At 41.7% G+C, this 20,243-nt stretch carries 14 protein-coding genes and 1 tRNA gene; 9 read left to right on the forward strand and 6 right to left on the reverse strand.

What is annotated here, in order from left to right:
* Positions 1–111: 111 nt before the first annotated feature.
* The gene (locus AWM75_RS05405) at positions 112–1,914 is read right to left on the reverse strand and encodes a purple acid phosphatase family protein (RefSeq protein ID WP_067979255.1); all 1,803 of its coding nucleotides are present in this window, start codon (positions 1,912–1,914) and stop codon (positions 112–114) included.
* A gap of 332 nt (positions 1,915–2,246) precedes the next feature.
* On the opposite strand from AWM75_RS05405, the gene AWM75_RS05410 reads away from it, so the two are divergent.
* On the forward strand, positions 2,247–4,031 hold the full coding sequence (locus tag AWM75_RS05410; protein WP_067979258.1) for a SulP family inorganic anion transporter: 1,785 nt from the start codon (positions 2,247–2,249) through the stop codon (positions 4,029–4,031).
* Between the two features lie 155 nt (positions 4,032–4,186).
* Here AWM75_RS05410 and nadC read toward each other — a convergent pair whose 3' ends face one another.
* Complete coding sequence (gene nadC / locus AWM75_RS05415) at positions 4,187–5,041, reverse strand: carboxylating nicotinate-nucleotide diphosphorylase (protein ID WP_067979262.1); 855 nt, start codon at positions 5,039–5,041, stop codon at positions 4,187–4,189.
* Positions 5,042–5,209: 168 nt separating this feature from the next.
* Here nadC and AWM75_RS05420 point away from each other — a divergent pair.
* The 3 genes from AWM75_RS05420 to AWM75_RS05430 all read left to right on the forward strand — a co-directional run bounded on the left by AWM75_RS05420 (position 5,210) and on the right by AWM75_RS05430 (position 7,649).
* A tRNA-Leu gene (locus AWM75_RS05420) sits at positions 5,210–5,290 on the forward strand.
* A 363-nt stretch (positions 5,291–5,653) separates the two neighbouring features.
* Positions 5,654–6,139, forward strand: coding sequence for a helix-turn-helix domain-containing protein (locus AWM75_RS05425; RefSeq protein WP_082702064.1), 486 nt, complete (start codon positions 5,654–5,656; stop codon positions 6,137–6,139).
* A 382-nt stretch (positions 6,140–6,521) separates the two neighbouring features.
* Positions 6,522–7,649: a DUF5633 domain-containing protein gene (locus AWM75_RS05430; RefSeq protein ID WP_067979269.1), complete on the forward strand. Its 1,128-nt coding sequence runs from the start codon at positions 6,522–6,524 to the stop codon at positions 7,647–7,649.
* Positions 7,650–8,058: 409 nt separating this feature from the next.
* On the opposite strand, the gene AWM75_RS05435 is transcribed toward AWM75_RS05430, so the two are convergent.
* Positions 8,059–9,411: an ISL3 family transposase gene (locus AWM75_RS05435; RefSeq protein ID WP_067979271.1), complete on the reverse strand. Its 1,353-nt coding sequence runs from the start codon at positions 9,409–9,411 to the stop codon at positions 8,059–8,061.
* 140 nt (positions 9,412–9,551) lie between these two features.
* A complete protein-coding gene (locus AWM75_RS05440; RefSeq protein WP_067979274.1) occupies positions 9,552–10,292 on the reverse strand; it encodes an alpha/beta fold hydrolase in 741 nt (246 codons plus the stop codon).
* 182 nt (positions 10,293–10,474) lie between these two features.
* Here AWM75_RS05440 and AWM75_RS05445 point away from each other — a divergent pair, with 182 nt between their 5' ends.
* On the forward strand, positions 10,475–12,454 hold the full coding sequence (locus AWM75_RS05445; protein WP_067979277.1) for a hypothetical protein: 1,980 nt from the start codon (positions 10,475–10,477) through the stop codon (positions 12,452–12,454).
* Positions 12,455–12,481: 27 nt separating this feature from the next.
* On the opposite strand, the gene AWM75_RS05450 is transcribed toward AWM75_RS05445, so the two are convergent.
* Positions 12,482–13,804 (reverse strand): sensor histidine kinase, encoded by a 1,323-nt coding sequence (locus tag AWM75_RS05450; RefSeq protein WP_067979278.1) that lies wholly within the window; start codon positions 13,802–13,804, stop codon positions 12,482–12,484.
* 256 nt (positions 13,805–14,060) lie between these two features.
* Between AWM75_RS05450 and AWM75_RS05455 the strand changes: the two genes are divergently transcribed.
* Together AWM75_RS05455 and AWM75_RS05460 are read left to right on the forward strand one after the other, a co-directional pair.
* Entirely contained in the window at positions 14,061–14,966 is a 906-nt protein-coding gene (locus tag AWM75_RS05455; protein WP_067979281.1) for a DMT family transporter, read from the forward strand.
* Positions 14,967–15,194: 228 nt separating this feature from the next.
* Positions 15,195–16,343 carry an ArgE/DapE family deacylase gene (locus AWM75_RS05460; RefSeq protein WP_067979283.1) on the forward strand — a complete coding sequence of 383 codons (1,149 nt, stop codon included), beginning with the start codon at positions 15,195–15,197 and terminating at the stop codon, positions 16,341–16,343.
* 94 nt (positions 16,344–16,437) lie between these two features.
* Here the strand turns inward: AWM75_RS05460 and AWM75_RS05465 are convergent, their stop codons facing one another.
* Positions 16,438–17,187: a LytR/AlgR family response regulator transcription factor gene (locus AWM75_RS05465; RefSeq protein ID WP_067979287.1), complete on the reverse strand. Its 750-nt coding sequence runs from the start codon at positions 17,185–17,187 to the stop codon at positions 16,438–16,440.
* Between the two features lie 175 nt (positions 17,188–17,362).
* Between AWM75_RS05465 and AWM75_RS05470 the strand changes: the two genes are divergently transcribed.
* Both AWM75_RS05470 and AWM75_RS05475 read left to right on the forward strand, forming a co-directional pair.
* Positions 17,363–18,892: a hypothetical protein gene (locus AWM75_RS05470; RefSeq protein WP_067979290.1), complete on the forward strand. Its 1,530-nt coding sequence runs from the start codon at positions 17,363–17,365 to the stop codon at positions 18,890–18,892.
* 55 nt (positions 18,893–18,947) lie between these two features.
* Complete coding sequence (locus AWM75_RS05475; protein ID WP_067979294.1) at positions 18,948–20,216, forward strand: DUF1002 domain-containing protein; 1,269 nt, start codon at positions 18,948–18,950, stop codon at positions 20,214–20,216.
* Positions 20,217–20,243: the final 27 nt, after the last annotated feature.

Raw genomic sequence — 20,243 nt, forward strand, 5'->3', positions numbered from 1 at the left:
TCAATTAAGCTTAGACTAGGATTAGGGAAAGCGCAATAATTAATATTGATTAGCAGACACCTAAAAAGGCTGGATCAAAGTCCAGCCTTTTTAGTGGTAGCTAATAGAGTGTTATTTCTTAACAATTCCGTACGAGTTAATTAACTCAACTGTACGTTCTTCACCATTATGTAGGTCACCTGATACCTGGTAGAATTCAATCAGGAATTTGTCTTCACTTACTGTATAAGATGCAAAGTTTTGCACAGCGGATTGACGGTAGTTATCGTGGTTAAAGGCAAATTTAGGTGAGTTTTCTGGTCGGGCAGCAATATCAAAAAGTGAGTTCCGGAGGTCAGTATCTTTATCAGTCATCCAATCTAATTTAGGACGGACTTTAGCCACGTGGTCGGCACCTTTTTGGTAAATAGCATCATAGGTTTTGGTTCCAGAGGTGTTAGGGATAACATAGGTAACACCTTTAGGATTGACATGGTATTCAACACCGTCGATTGTTTCTTTTTGGGTATCTTCAATTTGACCATAGGCAAAGTTATCCGGGGTATAAGTAAGAGACTTGGTTCGGGTTAGGTTGTGGTCGTGACCTTGTAAGACAATATCAACACCTAGTTCATCAGCAACTTGAACCATTTGCTCCCGGACAACTTGAACATCTTCATCTTGTAGGGCGTGGTAGGATGCTGAGTAAACTGGCTTATGATAGGCCATAACAATCCAATTGGCACCATTTTCTTTGGCTTTTTTAATATCCTTTTTAGCCCATTCCATTTGGGCCTTGCCGATAGCGCCAGCTTCTGGGTTATCTTTTTTATCTGCCTTGTTGTCGTTCGTATTTAAAACAACAAAGTGAGCGCCGTTATAGTCGAAGGAGTAATAAGAACCACCAGAAACAGCTTCATTAGTAATTGGCACATTGGTATGTTCATTAAAGGCCGTTAAATCTTTTTCATCATTCCAACGTACAGTGTATTCATCATGGTTGCCTGGTGTATACACATGAGGTAGATTTAAGTTTGCTGCTTGCGACATGTCAAGATTGTCTACCCACTCATCTTCGACCTGGGCAGTTTCTACGAAGTCTCCAGTATGGAGCGCAAAGTCAGCTTCAGGAGCAATTTCAAGAGCATGATTGACCGTGTCAGCACCGTATGCGGCTTCATTATTGACATTAGCGTTCCAGTAGGCGTTTTGGGTGTCTGTGTAGTGGATGAATTGAAATTCTTGACCAGCCTTGCCAGCAGTTCTAAATGATCCCACTTCAGAAAAGCCGCCGTCAGCGGAACCGACCTGGTAATAATATTGGGTATCAGCTTCTAAACCGTCAGCAGTAGCCTTGTAAATATGCTCTTTCACATCTACTAATCCCAGATGGGCAATCTTCCCATCTTGGTCCTTAGAACCATCCGCAGTCCATTGGGTGTTGTCACGAGTAATTTGCTCATCCGTAAAGTAACCCACTATTTCAGCAGGTTCACCCTTATCATTGGTAATCAAGTTACCTTCATCGTCAACTTTGGCTGCTGAATAAATGTAGTAGCCATTTTCATCACGCTCGGCATATTCGGAAGTGACTGCTTCAATATTAGCCTTGAATTCTTTGGCGTCGCTCATATCATCAGATTTAGATACTTTAACAATGGCCCCGTCCATCTTGTCGGTGGTATACCAGTTGAAGGCCATAGATGTGGTCGGCTCCTTGGTCAAGCTAGTTGCGATACGGTTAGGTGTATTACGGGCCTCAACTGGGGCAACCTTAGGCTTATCTTTTGATAAATTAATTAGGTCAAAACCATTTTCAGCGCCATAAGCTGGATCGACTTCTTCTGCTAAGACTGCCGGTGCAACTGTTATTGTATGAGCACTGAGGGTTAAAACTGAGCTCACTAAAATAGTAAACTTCTTTAAACGATTCATCTAAAATCCTCCAATTAAATTCAGACTGCGAGTTACCCTTTCAGTATAGAAAATCAATGTAAATTTAAAGTAAAAATCGTGTAAATAATTGTAAATTTGAAACTAAAGTGTACTGTATGAGACCGTGTGTAAAGAAAAATCGATTAGATAATTCTGAGTGTTGGTCTTTCACACCGGCATTTTTATTAGTATATTCAGGGTGTTTGTCTGATGATTCCTCTGGCGGACTGGCAGCCTAGCTAGTTTGCGAAAATACCAAGCCTTATAGTCGGCATTTAATTTCATTTTTAGGTATAGTGAAGGTAAATAATAAATGAAAGAAGTGAAATTTTATGTCTGATCAATTAAATGGGCCAAACGAGCATCCTGATGGTCTAGGTGCGGCTGATACGGCCTTAGTCGGGGTTTCGGTTGCTGATGCGCAAAAGGCGGAAGCTGAGCGTTTGACATCGGGCAACAAGGGACGGTCGGGAATTATGGCTGACCTAGTCGCCTCGGTTGTTAATGCGGTATCCAATGTACCAGATGCCCTGGCGACGGCAATTATGGCTGGTGTCAGCCCAATTCATGGTCTTTATGCAACTATTTTTGCCCCTAGTGTGGGTGGGCTCTTGCAGTCTTCCCAGTTAACTATTATCGGGGTCACTGTTGCAGCGGCTGTTTCAAAGGGACAAGCCCTGGCAGCAGTGCCTGATGAAGGGAAGCTAACAGCCCTAGTCTCCTTGTCTATTCTGACCGGGATATTCCTTATTTTATTTGGGGTTCTTAAGCTAGGACGCTTGATGAAGTATATTTCCTATCCGGTGATGCGGGGCTTCCTCTATGGGGTCGGTATTTTGCTGATATTAAACGCTATTCCTGATTTAGTAGGTTACTCAGCAACAGGAGCGAATGCCTTTACTAAGTTATTTAATACCCTGGCTCATATTGGCCAGTGGAACTGGGCAGCGGTCTTTATTTCGGCCTTGACTTTAGCAATGATTTTGATTTTCCAAAAGACAAAGTTGAAATTATTTGCTTCCGCCATTGCCTTGATTATCAGTGGTCTCTTGGTTTACTTCACCAATATGGATATGCAGATTGTGGTGGATATCTCAACCATTCCGCAAGGGCTACCCAAGCTCTATTTGCCTGATTTAAGCCTGCTTGGTCAATTGCTGGTGCCGGGCTTATCCTTAGCAGCGATTATCGCGATTCAAGGGATTGGTGTTTCGCAAATGTCAGAAAACCCAGATGAGACGCCGATTAATGCCTCACGCGATATGATTGCCCAGGGTGGTGCCAATATTGCCTCGGGTTTCTTTGCTGGTTTACCGGTGGGTTCTTCTATCGGGTCAACCGCTTTGAACCTGACCCTAGGCGCCCAGTCACGGCTATCATCAATTTTGACTGGTTTGTGGATGGTGATTATTATCCTGTTCCTACCCAGCCTAATTGAACAGGTACCGATGCCAGCTTTAACCGCCCTGATTATTATGGCCGGAGTTGGGGCAGTTAATCTCCAAGATATGAAATCAATTCTGCTTTCAGGCTGGTCAGCCCGGCTTGGCTTTATTGTTACCCTGCTGTGTGTGATTTTCTTCTCTATTCCGGTAGCCTTAGGCGTGGGGATTATCTTATCCATCATCTTTAACTTTGTCGTTTCAGCTAATGATATCCAGGTTTCTCATTTGGTTAAGGCTGGTGACGGCCAGTTTGCGGTTGCTGAAATGCCAGAATTTGTCCCTAGCAATGACCCCATGGTGATTACGGTTGAAGGTCATCTTTTCTTTGCTGGTGCTCAGACCCTGCAAGAGAAGTTACCTAAGGTTGGTGATAGCGAACGACCTGTTGTCATTATTCGCATGCGTAATTCCAACCAGATGGGGGCAACTCTAATTGATGTTTTAGATCGTTACGCCGATGACTTAGAAGAAAATGGCGGTAAGCTCTACCTGTCAGGTTTAGATCCTGACCAGATGGCTCTGTTGAAAGCCGCTGGTAAGTTGGAGCTAGGTCAAGACTCAGAATTATATCCAGAGCAGGAAATTTTAATGGCCTCAACCTGGGATGCCTTTAATGATGCAGAAGCTTGGGTTAAAAGCCAAGTTCATCAAGACCGGGTACAGGATATTTAATAACATAAAAGTAGCGCTGGTTTTGGACCAGCGTTTTTTACTTGCCCCAAAATCCAAAGAGCTGTGAGCTAAGGATAAGTGGCTGATATTATTAGCTTTTTAAGCTGTGAAATAAAAATAGGCTGGCAAAGCGGCCAACCTATTTTGTATAAATATTAATTTTGGTCTAAAATACGGAAGTTTTTCATGCTCATGTCTAAGATACCGGCTGAATGGGTGATAGATCCTGAAGAAATATAGTCCAGGTCTAAATCAGCAAAGTTAGCCACATTATCCACTGTCATATTACCAGAGCCTTCAATTATGGCTCGTCCATCAATGTAGGCAATGGCTGCTGCCATTTGATCATGGTCCATATTATCAAGCATAATAATATCAGCACCAGCGGCCACAGCTTCTTTGACCATATCCAGATTCTCTGTTTCAACTTCAATTTTATGGATAAAGGGGTCAAGTGCACGAACAGCCTCAACAGCTGGCTTGATCCCGCCAGCGGCTTGGATATGGTTGTCCTTTAGCATAATCAAATCAGACAGGCCGTGGCGGTGGTTATAGCCGCCACCGACTTTGACAGCGTATTTTTCAAGATTACGTAGACCAGGGGTTGTTTTTCGAGTGTCCATCAATTTAATACCAGTACCTGCTAAGGCTGTTACAAAGCGGTTAGTAGCAGTAGCGATACCTGATAGACGCTGCAAGAAGTTGAGGGCAACGCGTTCACCAGTTAAGAGTGTTGTCGCTTTAGCAGTCACGCTGGCCACCACTTGCCCTTTTTTCAGGGCTTGGCCTTCTTCAATAAAAATCTCAATGACACTGTCCGCCTCTAGATATTTAAAGACTGCTTGAAAAATAGGTAATCCACAGAGGATACCATCCTGCTTGGCAATGAGGTCTACTTGACCAGTTTGACCATGAAAGATGGCCTGGCTGGCAAAGTCTTCGTAGGGTACGTCCTCAGCTAAGGCACCTTTAATTAAATCAGTTATTTCACGCTCTTTTAAAGTATTCATTTTCAATCAACCTTCCTATATAGCTATTATAAACGGTTTCATTCCTTATCTCCTATTCTATGATTAATAGCCAGCTAGTGTAAAGTTTTTAGCTAAGTAGCTTGGGCGTAAAAAATGAGTTAGAGGCCTTTACAAGTTAAAAAAATAGGCATAAAATAATATTGTTTCGCGGAAGTGGCGGAATGGCAGACGCGCTGTCTTCAGGCGGCAGTTCTTAATCGAGTGTGGGTTCAAATCCCATCTTCCGCATTTTTAAAACAAATAAATTTTACGCCTCCAACCGTGGAGGAAAGAGATCACCAGTTTAAAACTAGGTGGTCTTTTTTTGCATAAGTTTATCAATTAGCAGGCATAAAAATTTTAAAAAGTTAATGACAACTATATTGTCATCTGATGAGACAAGGGTAATTAATTAGTCATAGGCGATAATTCCCTTACATTATTGTTATACTACTAGTTGTTTAGCTCATAATGATTAAATTAATGTAACCCATAAAGTATAATAAATTGTCTGATAGTTTACTGTGCATGGTTGTAATCAATATGCTCAGGGCAATAATTATATGCAGAATATTGGTTTTATGTAATGACAAAATCCTTGTCATTACCTGAATGGCAAGGTTCTTGTCACCACAAAGGTTAGTTTTTAGTTATAGTAGGGATGTGATCAAAATATATTTTGCCACTAATTTAAAAAAGCTGAGAAAAGAAAAAGGAATGACTCAGGAGGATTTGAGTAAAGAGCTGAGTGTATCTAGGTCGACCATATCCAGTTGGGAGAGGGGGAATAGTTATCCAGATTTAAATATGTTAATTACCATCAGCATATTTTTTGATATTTATCTAGACCACTTGCTAAAGGAGGATAAGGAGATGGTAAAAGCTTTTCAAGATAAAATCAAAAAGGGAACAATTATTGATTATTGGCCTGTTAATTTGTTCCTATTTCTGACAACTTTCTTTTTAGTTTCTTATTTTGCTAATAAGTTTTTTGGTTTACCTTTTAATCCAATTGATGAGCTGATTACCGGAGGTTTTTTCTGGCTGTTTTGTAAAATATTGTTTACTGTTTATAAAAAGAAGAACGGAGAACGGTGATGGCTAAGATTAAAAAAGTTGTTCCTATATATTGTGCACTGACCCCCAAAAGTGAGAGTTAAAAATCTAACTTTTGGAGGGCAACTCATTTTGTTGGCTACGAATGGCTTTTTTATGCAATGGTCTATGGTATTTCAGTTTTCTTGCTCTAGTTTCCTCAGTATGGTGATGGATTTGCTGAGAATAGTGTGTGCAGCCAAAATTCATTCGACAAAAGTACCTGGAAATGCCTTACTTTATTAAGTATTGGTTTTCAGCTTAAAAACAGTACAAATCCCGCCCTTAAGCCTTTTTTAAAGAGTGAATGCCTTTACAATAAAGTACACTAGTCATATAATATAAGTGTAAGGAAAGGTATTAGTATAGAATGGAGACGGTGAAAATGATGGTTCGTAAATTATCTTTAGGACTTGCATCCTGTGCTTTAGTAGCAAGTTTAATTACGAGTCCAGTTAATGCAGAGTCTGGCTATGCTACTGAAGCCGAAGCAGCTAAGGTAGCAACAGAAGTATACGGTAAGGACAACTTCTTAGTTGCTCAAGGCGCCGACGGTAAATATTACTGGACAGCCAATGCAGGTTCTATACCAATTGTTAAATTGTACAATACCGAAGCCGAAGCCAAGGCAGCCGGTGAAGAAGCACTGGGTGCTGGCAAAGTCGATGTTAAAGAAGACCCTAATGGTCAGTTCTATTATGTTGAAAAATCAGCCACTACTTTATCAAGTGACAAAAAAGCTGAAGAATTAGGTCAAAGCGAAACTGAGGCCACGGGTTACGCTACTGAAGCCGCAGCCATCGCTGCCGGTGAAAAAATTTACGGCCAGGGTAATGTCACTGCTGCCCAAGGCGCTGACAGCAAGTACTACTGGACATCAAAACCTGGTGCCGTAAGAATTGATCAAAAGCAAACCCCAGAACAAGTTGAACAAGAAGCTTCATCCAACAAGAAAGCTGAAAACTTAAACGAAACTAGTGGTTATAAGACAGAAGCTGAAGCTCGGGCTGCAGCCAAGAAAGCACTGGAAACTGATTTAGTCAATAAATCCTTCACTGTTTCCCAAGATGCTAATGGTAACTACTACTACCTGCTTTCGCCATTAGAAGCCGAAAATGCTAGTGAGTCTAGCAAGCAAGAAGCCAAGAAGACTGAATCTAGTAAGGAAGAGTCTAAAAAAGACGAATCCAAAAAAACTGAAACCAGCAAGAAGGCCGAAGAATCTAAGAAGGCAGACTCTAGCAAGGCCAGTGAAGCTAGTAAGAAAGCCGATAAAGCTAAGAAGGCTGATCAAGTTAAACCAGCTGAATCTAAACAATCTAGCCAAGCTAGCACCAATAACAAGGGTCAAAGCAAGCAAGCTGCTAGTCAAAAGCAAGGCACTTACAGCCAACAAAAGGCAAGATCTGCTAAGGCAGCCCTACCTTCAACCGGTAGCGTAGCCAGCATGGCAGGATTGGCCCTCGTCCTAGCTGGTTTAGGTGGTACTATCGTCTACAAGAACCGTAAATAATCATAAATTAATTTCAGGTACTGTTTACATTACACTGACAGCATAAATGCTGTGCGCTATAACTGAAATTAGCTGAGGCCGGGATTTTCGTCCCGGCCTTTTCTTGGCTCTTTGTCAAATAGTGTTGGTGATATTAAAGATCGAAGTTTTGACTTCGGTCTTTTTTATTTTTTCTAGCCATAGGCTAGAGTCTCCAGAGAATTGGTCATCTGTTCAACAGCCATGGCACCGGTTCGAGCCAAGGTCTCTCACCTCGCCAGCCTCAAACAAGCTGTAGTCAATCGCTATATCCGTACGTCGCGTTGCTCCTACGGCTCTAGGATTGTCACAGCTTGTATTTCTTTGGCGTGCTTAACATGGCTAACAGATGCCCATTCTCTTCCGCCTCTAGTAAAAAATATCTTTTAACTTAGGCACATAGGGCCCTAGATTCTGTATCTAGCTTTTCAATCTTTCTATTTATGGTAGGTTTATTTTCCCTCTTTACCTCATATGATTTAAAGGAAAGAAAAGCCCTTGCCCTTAAATGATAAAAATTGCGGTAACCAAATCCGGAACGCTTAATATTCTTAATTTTATTATTCATACCCTCAATTGGCCCATTGGAAAGTGTATAACGAAAGCTATTGATAATAGCAGGTAAGTATTTGAGCAGAGTATTCATCGTTTTTCTCAAATTCTTCGGGAGCCGTTGGCTCTTATTGCGACTAATTGTATGTAGGAAAGCATTGATATTCCCTGTTTTAAGGTGATATTTGAGCTCATTGACGACATCATAGACTTTTCTAAATTTACTGTCGATATTAAGCATAAATTCAACTATACCTGCTTCTGTTATAAGGCCATCAAATAAGCGATGTGTGCGGTAATTAACACTATTCAGTGCTTCTTGGTTCTTTAAAATCAGCTTCCATAACTGTTTCAATTTCCGATAGTGTGTTGATTGCTTAGGTTGTTGATTCATCACAAGAATCCGTTGGCTATTCAAAGTCTGATTCAGTAGTTGGACAATATGGAATCGGTCAATAATAATTTTCGCATTTGGAAAGATTTGTTGTAAAAAATCATAATAAGGTGAGTACATATCCATGGTAATCGTTTCAACTAGCTTTCTCTTTTCCAGAGGGAAACGCATAAAATAATCTCTTAAATAAGCTTGCGTCCGATCTTCTAATATATCAAATAAACGATGATTAGCTGCATCCACTAGGATGCAAGACATAGCGCCTGAGACATTTTTAACAGATTTAAACTCATCAATAGATAAATGCCTAGGTAGTTGCCGGTAACTTTGTTTGAATTGTTTAGCAGTCGATTCAAGCAGACGAATAACAGTAGAATTTGAAATATTAAGTTTTTTAGCGATTAAGGACATACTTTGCGACTCTGATAATTCTTGTATCGCTAAACACTTGATTTGGCGACTAATAAAGCAATTTTTAGCAACTAGATTAGAAGAGGCTGTAAACGTAATTTGGCAATTTTTACAGAAAAATCGCTGTTTTTTTAATACTAAAGAGATTGGTTGTGTGTTGAATTCACCTATTAAAATGCGCGATAGTTTATAACCATGCTTAATAATACTAGCTTGGTCAGCCTCCTTATGGAGGCAATTTGGACAGCTGTCTGGTTGATAAGTTAGTGTGTCGTAGATTACTTTATGAGTCACTTGTTTAATCTTTTTAATCGTTACCTTGTCCTCTAATTTAATATTTTCGTCTGTAATACTTAATAGGTTTTTGATACAATCATTTTGAGCCATGTGAATTCTCCTTTGTAGTTTTGTCTGACAACTTAATTATAAAGAATTCACTGGCTTTTTGTGATTCCAAATAAAAAAAGGTGTCAGTGAGTTTTTACTCACCAACACCAAAAAGTATAGAACCCTTTTCTTCTGTCTAATCAAATAGGAAAATTTTCACTAAAGAAGTCAACGACCTGCTTAATGGTTGCTACCTTAACTAGGTGCCCCTCATCTTCAGCAATAAAGTCTATATTAGCTTGGGGATTAGCTGCGACAAAGTCACGGGCATGATCAAAAGGGATACGGTCATCTTGGTGACCATGCCAAATTAGGAAGGGCCGGTCAGCTAATCTTTCCGGATGTAGGGATAGGTCATAGTGATTTATCCAGGCTAAGAGGTCTAGATAGTCGCTTGGCATATAGCGACCAGCAGCTTGCGCGTGGTAGGCAATTCGCTGGGCATAACGGAGTGGTTGCGGGGTGCCCATTAAGCAGGCAGCGGCCTGGATTTCGGGATGGTGGGTCATTAAGGCGCAAGTTGTGATGCCACCCATAGAAACGCCTGCTACTGCAATCCGGTCGTCTGCCAAGCCGAGTTTTTGAAAATGATCTAAGAGATAGCCAAATTCCATCAGGTTGGTATGGATACTCTGCCAAAATGTCAGCGAAGGAATGCCGGAGTAGGGCCGGTAGCGTTCGCCATGGTTCTCAGCATCAGGGAGGATAATGCGGTAACCAGCCTGGGCCAGCCGGCGGGCAGCAGTTAGGTTGAGTTCCTTTTGTGATTGCCAGCCATGGTAGTAAATAATTAAAGGCAGGGTGTCACGACGCTTGGCCCGGGGAACGACCTCTAATAAAGGAATGGTACCGACTTGGCGGCGACGAATGGTGAGGGACATGATTGACCTTCCTTTCTGGACTGAGGGGATGATTGACGGCTACCAAATTAGCATGAATCAGCTTAAAAATAAAATGATTAGCCTTAAAATAATTTTATCTTATTATGCAGGACCAATTTAGGGGACGAGTGCCCGACTTTGTGATATATTTTAAGATAAGATTAAGAGAGGTAGGTAAGTGGATGAAATTAAAAAACATAGTCAGGCCTGTTATGGTAGGTTTGCCAGTTTTGGCTCTTTTGACGAGTCAGGATATCGTGGTTAGGGCACAAGAAGAAACAAACCTAACCAATAATCTGGATGAGCAAACCCAAGATCAAAATTCGGCTGCCTTGGATAGTTCAGTTAATGATGACCAAATTCTAGAAGGAGTTTCTAGCAACTCAGCTTCGGCTATCCAGGAGGAAGCTTCTGAAAATGGCCAGCTTGGGTCCAGTGAGTCACCTGTACCTAACACGGCTGATACAGCCCTTAAGGAAGAAACTCCACCCGAACGCCTTAGTTACACGTCCGGCAAGACACTTGCAAGTGGCCATCAGCTGACTGAAATTCCTACCAGTCTAGCCTTACTAAATTTTCCAGCTGACTGGGACTTGAGCCAAGTTTATCCGGTCCACCGGGAGGCAGATTTAGTGGTTTATGCCTACCAACCAGTGGATAGCCCACAGTTGATTAAGAGTTACCGCTACCAACTAACTGAACCAGCTAGTGGCCATAGTCAAGTTATCAGGGTATATGACGTTACCGCCAATCCACCCTATGTGACCCAAAACTGGCAGGCTGACTACCGTCAATTTATGGTAGTTGATGAGGCTGGTCAAGACAAGGTTAGCCAGGCCCGTTACTACTGGCAGCCCCTAAATGATTTAAAGCAGATTTATACGACCCAAGCAGCTCCTGACCAGGGTCTCTTAGGAATCACTAGCCAGCCAGCTAGAGATATTGCTGATATCAGTACAGAGTTGGGTATCAGCCCAGAGGAATTATTGGCACACAGACAAGTAGACGCAGCTCGAGCAGATTTAGAAAAAGCCTTAGACGATGCCAAAAATAATGAGCAGCCGGCAATAGGTGCAGGTCCAGGTAATGAAACTAGTATCAACGATGGCAAACCTTATACTTCAAATGAAATTAGTCTAGCTGGTGGTGGCAACAAAGCTAACCAGGACAATAATGTCTCAGAGGCATTACCTCTTGCGAGTGAAGACCCTATTAATTCAAGAAATAAAGTAGAAGCTGAAATAGCTGCAGGTCCGGGCAATGAAACTAATATCAATGATGGCAAACCCTATACCTCTAATGAAATTAGACTTAGTGATAAAGATGCCTCAGGAGCATTACCTGTTGCGAGTGAAGCGCCTATTAATTCAGGAAATGATCATGCTGGCAAGATAGCAGATACGCTAGGTGGAGATTCCAATATCAGTGATGACAAGCCTTATAGCTCAACTAATATTATCCTTGAAGGCAAGGGTGAGTCAGGTGTGGCTAGCCATGCTGATGGGGTCAAGTATAATCCTAAAGAGTCTAGCGTGCCTAGTCACACATCTAGACCGCTTTACTTACAGGATAAGCAGACTGGTCAGCTAGCTAATACAACCATTGTCAATTTACCTAGCAGTCGGGGAACAGCGCTAGAAAAATTGGAAAACCAAGTGAAACAAGACCAGCAGGTTAGTCAATCTTCACCGTCTAGTGGCCTGACTCGGACAAGTCACCGTGTCGTCGTTGCCCAGGCCAACCGGGCTCAGGGTGATTCAAAGCTAGCAACTGGCTTGCAGGATTTGGGACGTCAACTTGGCCACAGTTTAGCCATGGTGACCAATCAATTTAGCAGGCCACTAACGAACACCTTAGAGTCAGCTAGCACCAATATTGGACGCTGGTTAGGCGAAGAAGAGGTAACGGCAGCTGACCACCAAACTGACCAAGTCGTTGATCAACTAGCAGTTAATGAAGCAGACCACAATCAAGCTGATAGGCAAGTAGCACAAGCTGGCCAACCGGCTAGTCAGCCAACCAATAGCCAGGCGGATACAGTGAAAGATGCAAGCCAGACCATAGCCAAAGGCCAGTTATTAATTTATTGGCCGATTGCCTTAGTCGGTTTACTGGTTAGCTTACTAGTTGCCTTTATAGCCAAAGGTCGTAGGAATATCTAGCTAAATTAAGAAAAAATCTCCAGCAGCCTAATTTGGCGACCTGGAGATTTTTTTAGTTTGGAAAGGGATGACCAGTTCCTGAATCAGAAAGTCATCTTGATTGTAGGTAAAAATTTGGATGCCTTGGCCATGAGCTAATTCGTGCAAGTTAGCCAAACCTTGGCTGCGTCCTGGTCCCTTAGTGGAATGGCCCGGTTTTTTAACCTGGTCTAGGCTAGCTTGGATGTTTTGGCACTGGTTAGCGATGCTAATATTGAGTAAGACTTGGTCGCCAGCCAGGCTGATGACCAATTGCCCCTGGTCTAACTTGCCCAATTCTTCAATCGCGTTATCCAAAAGGATCCCCAACATCCGCGTTAAGGGCAGTTGGTTTATAGGGCCTTGGTAGAGGGGGTCTTGAATCTCTAAAGCACATTGGATACCCTGGCGCTGGGCTTGGTATAATTTGGTATAAAAGAGATTGCTGAGGCTAGAATAAGTTAGACGGTTAAGTTGGCTGACAGGTAGGTCTTGGTTTAGACGACTATTGGGGGCAGTTTGGTTTAGGTCATTCAGGTAATCCGCTAAATCCGGATAGCGTTGCTGGTCCACCAAGCCTTGCAGGCCAGTCATGATGTTAGCCCAATCGTGGCGAAAGGCGCGTAGTTCTTCGTATTGCTGGTTGATTAACTTTTGGTAGTCCTGGTTAATTTTCTGTTGGGCCTGCTGACGTTCAGCTTGCTTAATGCGACTGGTACCTAAATAATACAAGACGACCCCAATAATTAGGAAGATCGCCAAACCTAAGTTTGAAATTAGGAGAAAGATGAGCGCCATGCGGTTGCTACCAGAAAAAGTCAGAAATTCCCGGTAAAAAGTTGGTATAAAAATGATTAAGGTTAGCAGTGAAGTAGCCAAAAGCATCCAGGTGGTTCTCTTCTCTGATCCGGCTATATAATTTTGCCAGAGGTATTTCTCGAAATAGGTCAGGCCAGTAATGAGCAGCAAAGACCCGCTTACCCAGAGTAGGTAGTGGGACCATGATTGGCTAGAAAAATTGGGATAAATAACTGAAAAATAATAAAGATCCTGGCAATAGAGATTCATATAGACCAAGTTAGCAAGTAAAATGGCCCGATCCAATTGTCGCTGGTCATAAAATATGAAGAGGGCAACAACCAGATAGTTAAAGATAATGTAGAAAATAAAAGAGAGAATAAGGGGGTTGATTGCTGTAGACAACAGGATAAAATATAAGGGGATTTTTAAGCTGGGGCGTTGATCCTTGATAAATGGACTGACAGCAAACACGACAATGGCTTGGAAGATTAAATCATATAGGGTGATATGATTGGCTAAAAATTCGAGCATAGTGGCCTCCTTTGGTTAGGATTATTATAAGTTAAAAAGATTAGCTTGGATAGTCAGGTCTTAAGTAGGCGCTATTAGAACTTGTGCCGAGTATATTATTTTTCTAATAAAATCCGAATTAACTTTACTTGTAGATTGGTAAAATATTAATGATAATTAGTTATCGAATATATGAAGGGCTAACTGCTTAATTTTTTAATAGCTGCCCTTGACACGATTAATATTTTTTAACTTTTAGAAAAGTGAGAGTGATGAAATGAATCGCAAACTAAAAGGGATTTTATTAGCCGGTTTCGGTGGGAGCATGTGGGGTGTCTCCGGCATATTAGCCCAGATTTTCTTTGATAATTATCAAGCTTCGTCAGAATGGTTAGTTAGCACACGTCTATTATTTGCTGGTTTATGCATTTTGTTATACGCCAGTTTTTTCAAAAAAGAGAATATTTTTAAGATATTCAAATCAGGTTCAGATATCATTCAGCTATTGATGTTTGCCCTATTAGGTATGGTTGGGGTTCAATATTTATTTTTCAAGACGATAGAAATTTCAGGTGCTGCGACAGCTACTATCCTACAATTTACTTCACCTATTTTTATTTACCTCTATCAATTATTAAGAGGTGAGAAGCGGATTAAATTAATTGAACTGTTTTTAATTATTTTGACCGTATTTGGCGTCGTTTTAATTGTTACCAATGGACAATTCCAAGCCTTACATATCTCTCCATTGGGTCTTCTAGCTGGTTTAGGATCGGCTGTTGCAGTTGCCTTCTATACCTTGCAGCCACGTGCCATTCAATCAATATACGGTTCACCTGTGGTTGTGGGTTGGGGCATGATGATTGGTGGCCTAGCTTTTCAATTCATCCACCCCTTCTGGAAAACTAGCTCACCATTAGATGGACAAGCTTATTTATTGTTAATAGTCATTATTGTATTCGGTACAGCTCTTGCCTTCTTGTCCTACCTATCAAGTACATCTTATATTAATGCTAGTCTAGCTAGTATCATGACTGCCCTAGAACCACTTTTAGCTGCTGTATTAGCAGTTGTTGTTTTTAATGAGTCCTTTGGTTTGTTTGAAATAATAGGTATTGTCATTGTCCTAGTTACCGTTTTGACTCTGACTAATGTTGAAGAGAAGGACGAATCTGTTGCATAAAATAAAAAGTCTGACTACAAGTATTGCTTTGTGGTCAGATTTTTTATTAGCAATTTTTTGAACTCAGAATTTAGCAAGGTTAAAAATCACTTCTTTGAAAAGGCTAGCCTAAAACTTTGACTAGCAAGTTTGGTAGAATAAGCTTAGTAACTATATTTTTATCTAAAAAGATGATTAAGACCATCTGGTCAGCATTAAAATTTGGATTCATAGAAGGGAGTAGTAAATATGGAGCAGGAAAGAAAAGTTCGTCTATTACAAGATATCATTGCCATTGAATCAGTCAACAATCATGAGGAAGAGGTGGCCCGCTTCTTAAAAGATTTGTTTGACCAATATGAGATTACATCGGAATTAATCAGCTACCAGCCTGGACGGGCTAGCATTGTGGCTGAAATCAAGGGCCACCAGCCGGGTCCTGTACTCGTCTTTGCTGGCCATACCGATGTGGTTGATCCTGGTAATCCGGACCAATGGACCTATCCACCTTTTGCAGGTGAGATCCATGATGGTTACTTATATGGACGGGGTGCTTCGGATATGAAGGCTGGTACCCTCGCTCTGGCGATCGCCTTCTGTCAATTAAAGGCGCAAGCAGCGGATTTTAAGGGCACAGTGCGTTATATTGCTAATGTGGCTGAGGAAACCGATATGGCAGGTTCGCGCCAGCTCCAAGCCCTGGGCTACTTGGCTGATGTGGATGGGATTGTAGTGGGGGAACCTTCTAATGAGGGCGCTTTTGTGGCCCATAAAGGCGCTATTGCTTTTGAAGTTTCTTCTCTAGGCAAGGCAGCCCATTCCTCAACGCCAGATGCAGGAGTCAACGCTATTTACCAGTTAGCTGACTATATGTTAACGGTCCAATCCCGCTTTGAGGCCTATCAAGTACAACATGAAAATGATCTTTTGGGCCAAGCAACAACAGCCTTTACGGTTATTGAAGGGGGGAATCAAGGGAATACTATTCCGGACTATGCCGTGGTTAAGGGGTCGACACGACCTGTACCAGAATTTAATAATGAGGCTTGTATTGCACTGTTTGAAGAAATTATTGCGGAGAAAAATGCAGTCAACCCAGGTGAGCTAAGGTTGGATATTAAGTTCTCGGCCCCACCGGTAATTAGTGATCCTCATTCACCCCTAGTAGAGGCTCTACAAGCAGTCAACGACCAAGCAGTCGCTGTTGGCACCATTGGTGGCTGTACGGATGCTTCCTTCTATACTCAGGGTCGTTTAGGGGAAATCGATATCTTGATTTACGGTCCTGGCTATACTAGCGAGGCCCATACGATTGATGAAAAGGTTTCTGTAGCGAGCTACTTAGACTTTATTGACAAGTACCAGAACTTGGCGCTTGCTTATTTAAATCGTAAATAAGGCTAATCTAGATTATTTCAACTAGCAATCTCCAAGAAAAAACTGACCACAAGTATTAACTGGTGGTCAGTTTTTTAATACGCTAATTATTTAGCTAGCTTTTCTGATAGTCCGTTAATGCTTTGACGACTGCCTTAACGCGATTACGCGAAAGTGGGATTTTATCACCATTTTGGAAAAGGACTAGCTTTTCTTTGTGATCAATGAGTTTGATATTTTCAATATTTGCCAAGTATGACCGGTGGGTACGAATAAACTGCGGATAGTTTTCTTCAATATTAGCTAGGGTGTCATAGAAATCGATCTGGTCACTAGTGCCAACTAGGCGGATACGATGGGCTGGCAGGGTTTCAAAATAGTTAATTTCAGGACTCGCAAAAAGGCGGGTGTGGGTACCAATCGCAACAACAAAAGGCTCAAAACTGCTGGCTGATTCAATAAAACGCTCAGCCGCCGAGTTGAGACAAGCAATTACTTGTTGGCGCATGGCATCGTCCGCTTGGTCCTTCATGATATAGTCCATGGCTTCTAAGTGGTATTTCATAGTAAAAGGAAGATAATTTTCAAATGCCGTTACGAAGGCAATTTTGCACAGGGGTTGCCTCTCCCTGAGTTGACGGGCAAGTTCCAGCCCGTTCATTTGGTCACCTAACTCGATATCAAGAAAATAAAGACAGTTATGGTCTTTGCCTTTTTCCATTGCTTGCGCTAGTACTTGGTAGCTATCTTGGCTGACCATGTCTAATTTTGCTGGGATATCTGCCATCAGCAGATAATTTTCTACCATTTTTTGTATTCTATCCCTTTGAAAGTCATTGTCTTCACAAATAATGATATCGAACATAAGCGTCCTCCTCTATAAAACTTATAGTCTATTTTACCATGAAATGAACTTTTTTCACCTGAAAAACTGGTCAATTCTACCAATGAGGTGTAAAAAAAGTCTCTTTAGGAGTGGTTGCCATTTTAGTCTTTTTTAAGTGCTAAAATAAGCATTATTTAATTGGGAGGATAAAGTCATGAAGTGTAAACATTTGTTAGCTAGTTTCCTAGCCCTATTGATGCTAGGTCAGCCTTTATTAGGGATGACTAGCGTCATGGCTAGCGAGACAAGTGAAGTAAGCAATGAATCTAGCCTAGATCAAAATCCAGAGCTTGAAGAGACTATCCAAGTTGATAATGGTGGGGCTGATAATGGTCAGGAAGAGACTAACCGGGCGGGCTCCAGCCAAGCAAGTCAGCCAACTAACCCGCAAGCAGAGGCGTCTAGTCAGTCGCACGCATCATCAGCTAGCTCATCAAGCGCATCAAGTTCAGCCAGCAAAGCGTCAAGTCAGTCATCATCAGCATCTAGTAAGGCCGAAGATAAACTACTAGATGGTCAAGATATTTTGTTGGTGATTGATGATGAGTTATTTTCAGGGAATAGTGAAGAAGCTAGGTTAATGTCTCAACAATCTAAGGAAATTGTTAACCATCTGACTAGCAACATGTCTGACCAAAATCGGATGATGGTAGCCTATACTTTTTATAACTATGGGACTGATCATTGTGTCATAGTACCTACTTATGCTGACATTGACAACAATTCTCCAGCAGCAGTTCAAAAAGAGTTGGATATGCTTTGGCAAGATAATAGAAGTCATGCAAAAAATCAGTCCCCGATTGATCAATACCGTCAGTTAAGCAATCATTCCAAGAACCTGCAGGTTATCTTACTAACTAGAGGAAATACTCGTACTGGGTTAATAAACCCTTACCTAAATTTCAGCAAAAACGCCAATATTAAGGGTGTTGAAACAGATGTTACCGCGGTGCAATTTGCCGTTAGAGGTAAAGACAAGCAGGGCGATGATAATTTTGACAAGAATATTTCAGCTGTCTATAAAAACTATGTCAACCAAGGTGTTGAGCCCGTGGTGATTGACCCTTACCAATACGCTAGCCAGCGCGAGGGTTATTTACAAGCTATCTTGTCAGACGTTTATGGCAGTGACTTCACAATTACAGCAGGGGCTCAGTCAACTAACAAGAAAAAAGAGTCTGGTAGCAGCACTAAACAGTCAGGCCAAGACCAAACATCTCAAGGGTCTGGGGAAAGCCAAGATAATCCAGCTGGGCACCAAGATGAAGGTGACGAATCATCAACAAATGATGAAAATAGTCAAGCCAGCGGGGACCAATCTAATGATGGGGGTAGCTTCATAGACAAGCTTATCTTTGAAGATAACTCAGAAACGACCACGAATAACCAGGATAAGAAATCATGGTTCTTCTATGACGATGATTCAACGACTAACAATAGTTTCGGTGACCGTATTTACAACTTTATCACTGAACCAGTTGAAGATGAGAGCCAGGGAAATTCAGGTGGGTCTAGCTACTATAAGACGGATAATAGACACCCTAATAAGAAAAATGATGACAGTTTACCGCATACAGGTACCAGACGGGTACGTAAAGAGGTCTACATTGTCGCTATTATCCTGCTTGCAGGTGGCGGCTACTTGATTTATCGCAAAAAGGCAGGTAAAGCTGACCAAGAATAATACTAAAAGCCGGCAAACGCCGGCTTTATTTATAGTATAGAGAGGATATAAGCTAATGAAAATAAAAATTTTTCTAGTCCTGTTAACAGCCAGCCTGCTAGCAGCTTGCGGGGACTCAGGCCAAGGGACAGGCCTAACAGACCAGGAGGGAAATACGATACAGGTAGGCGATAGCTTCTTGGCTCTAGCTGAAGATTTAAATGTGCAACAGGCCGATCAGATGGCAGCTGAATTAGCGGTTAACGATATCCCTGACCACCACCGTTATGTAGTGACCCGACAAAAAATGGCTGATTTACTAGTAGATATTGATACCTCTATTCCGGTTTACTCATCGGCTAGTTTGACGATTGAAGAGGTAGGTCAGGAATTAAATGTTGAAGTGGTTAATCCGGAAAACTTTACCATGGTGGACGAAACGACCTTTGAGAGTGCTGTTTTAAATACCGGCATTGATAATATGACGGTTAGGGTAGCGGCACCTAGCCCGGTAACGGGTGAGGGCGGTCTAGCTGGCTTTTATGTGATTTTAGAAAATCTAGGACTGGGCAATCCCGAGGCCTATCAAATGACTAATGACCAATTACTCTTATCCAGTCGTCTAGGGGAGTCGACCTCCTATGCATTAATTGATTTAAATCGTTTCTTTGCACAATTACGCCTAGCAATTAACCAGGCCCTAGCTCAAAACCCAGATTTTAACGATAATGACCTTCAGAGGATTCTATCTGACTGGTCTACAGACTATGGTTTCCGCTTTAAAGCTGATGACCGGACGGCCATTTTGAGTTATTTACGCAAGTATGTCGACCTATCGCCTGAATTAGAGGTATCAGATGAACAGTTAGAGAATTTTATCAATGACCATCCTGCCAGCCACTCTGATGATGACCAAGGACGTGATACTGGAACAGCGGCTAGTCAGCACTTTGTCTACCAATTGAGGGATGATGAGCTAGCAGTTATGGGTTATATGATGCGGTTATTGGCTGATGATCCGGAAGCTAGATTTAAATTATCAAAAATGATTAACGATGGGGTAGTGGGATTCTCCTATTGGGAGGAAAAAGCTTATTACGAAATTGGCAATCTTAATGTCTATAATACTTTTCCAATCAAAGTAACAGGTGACCAGGTGATTACCGATCGATTTACGGATCCAGGTAAGCAACACTTGTCCACTGCTGAAGCAATCCAGGAGCCTTTTGAAAACCCTGAATCAATGAAAATTTATAGCTATGCAGATTTAGTAGCCTTTGCTGATCGTACCGGGCTAACCAGAGAGGATATTCAAATTTTCATCAATAATAGTCAGGGTAACTAAATTAAAAAAGGGCCTACTTTAGATATC

It is taken from the genome of Aerococcus urinaehominis (assembly GCF_001543245.1).
Taxonomy (GTDB): domain Bacteria; phylum Bacillota; class Bacilli; order Lactobacillales; family Aerococcaceae; genus Aerococcus; species Aerococcus urinaehominis.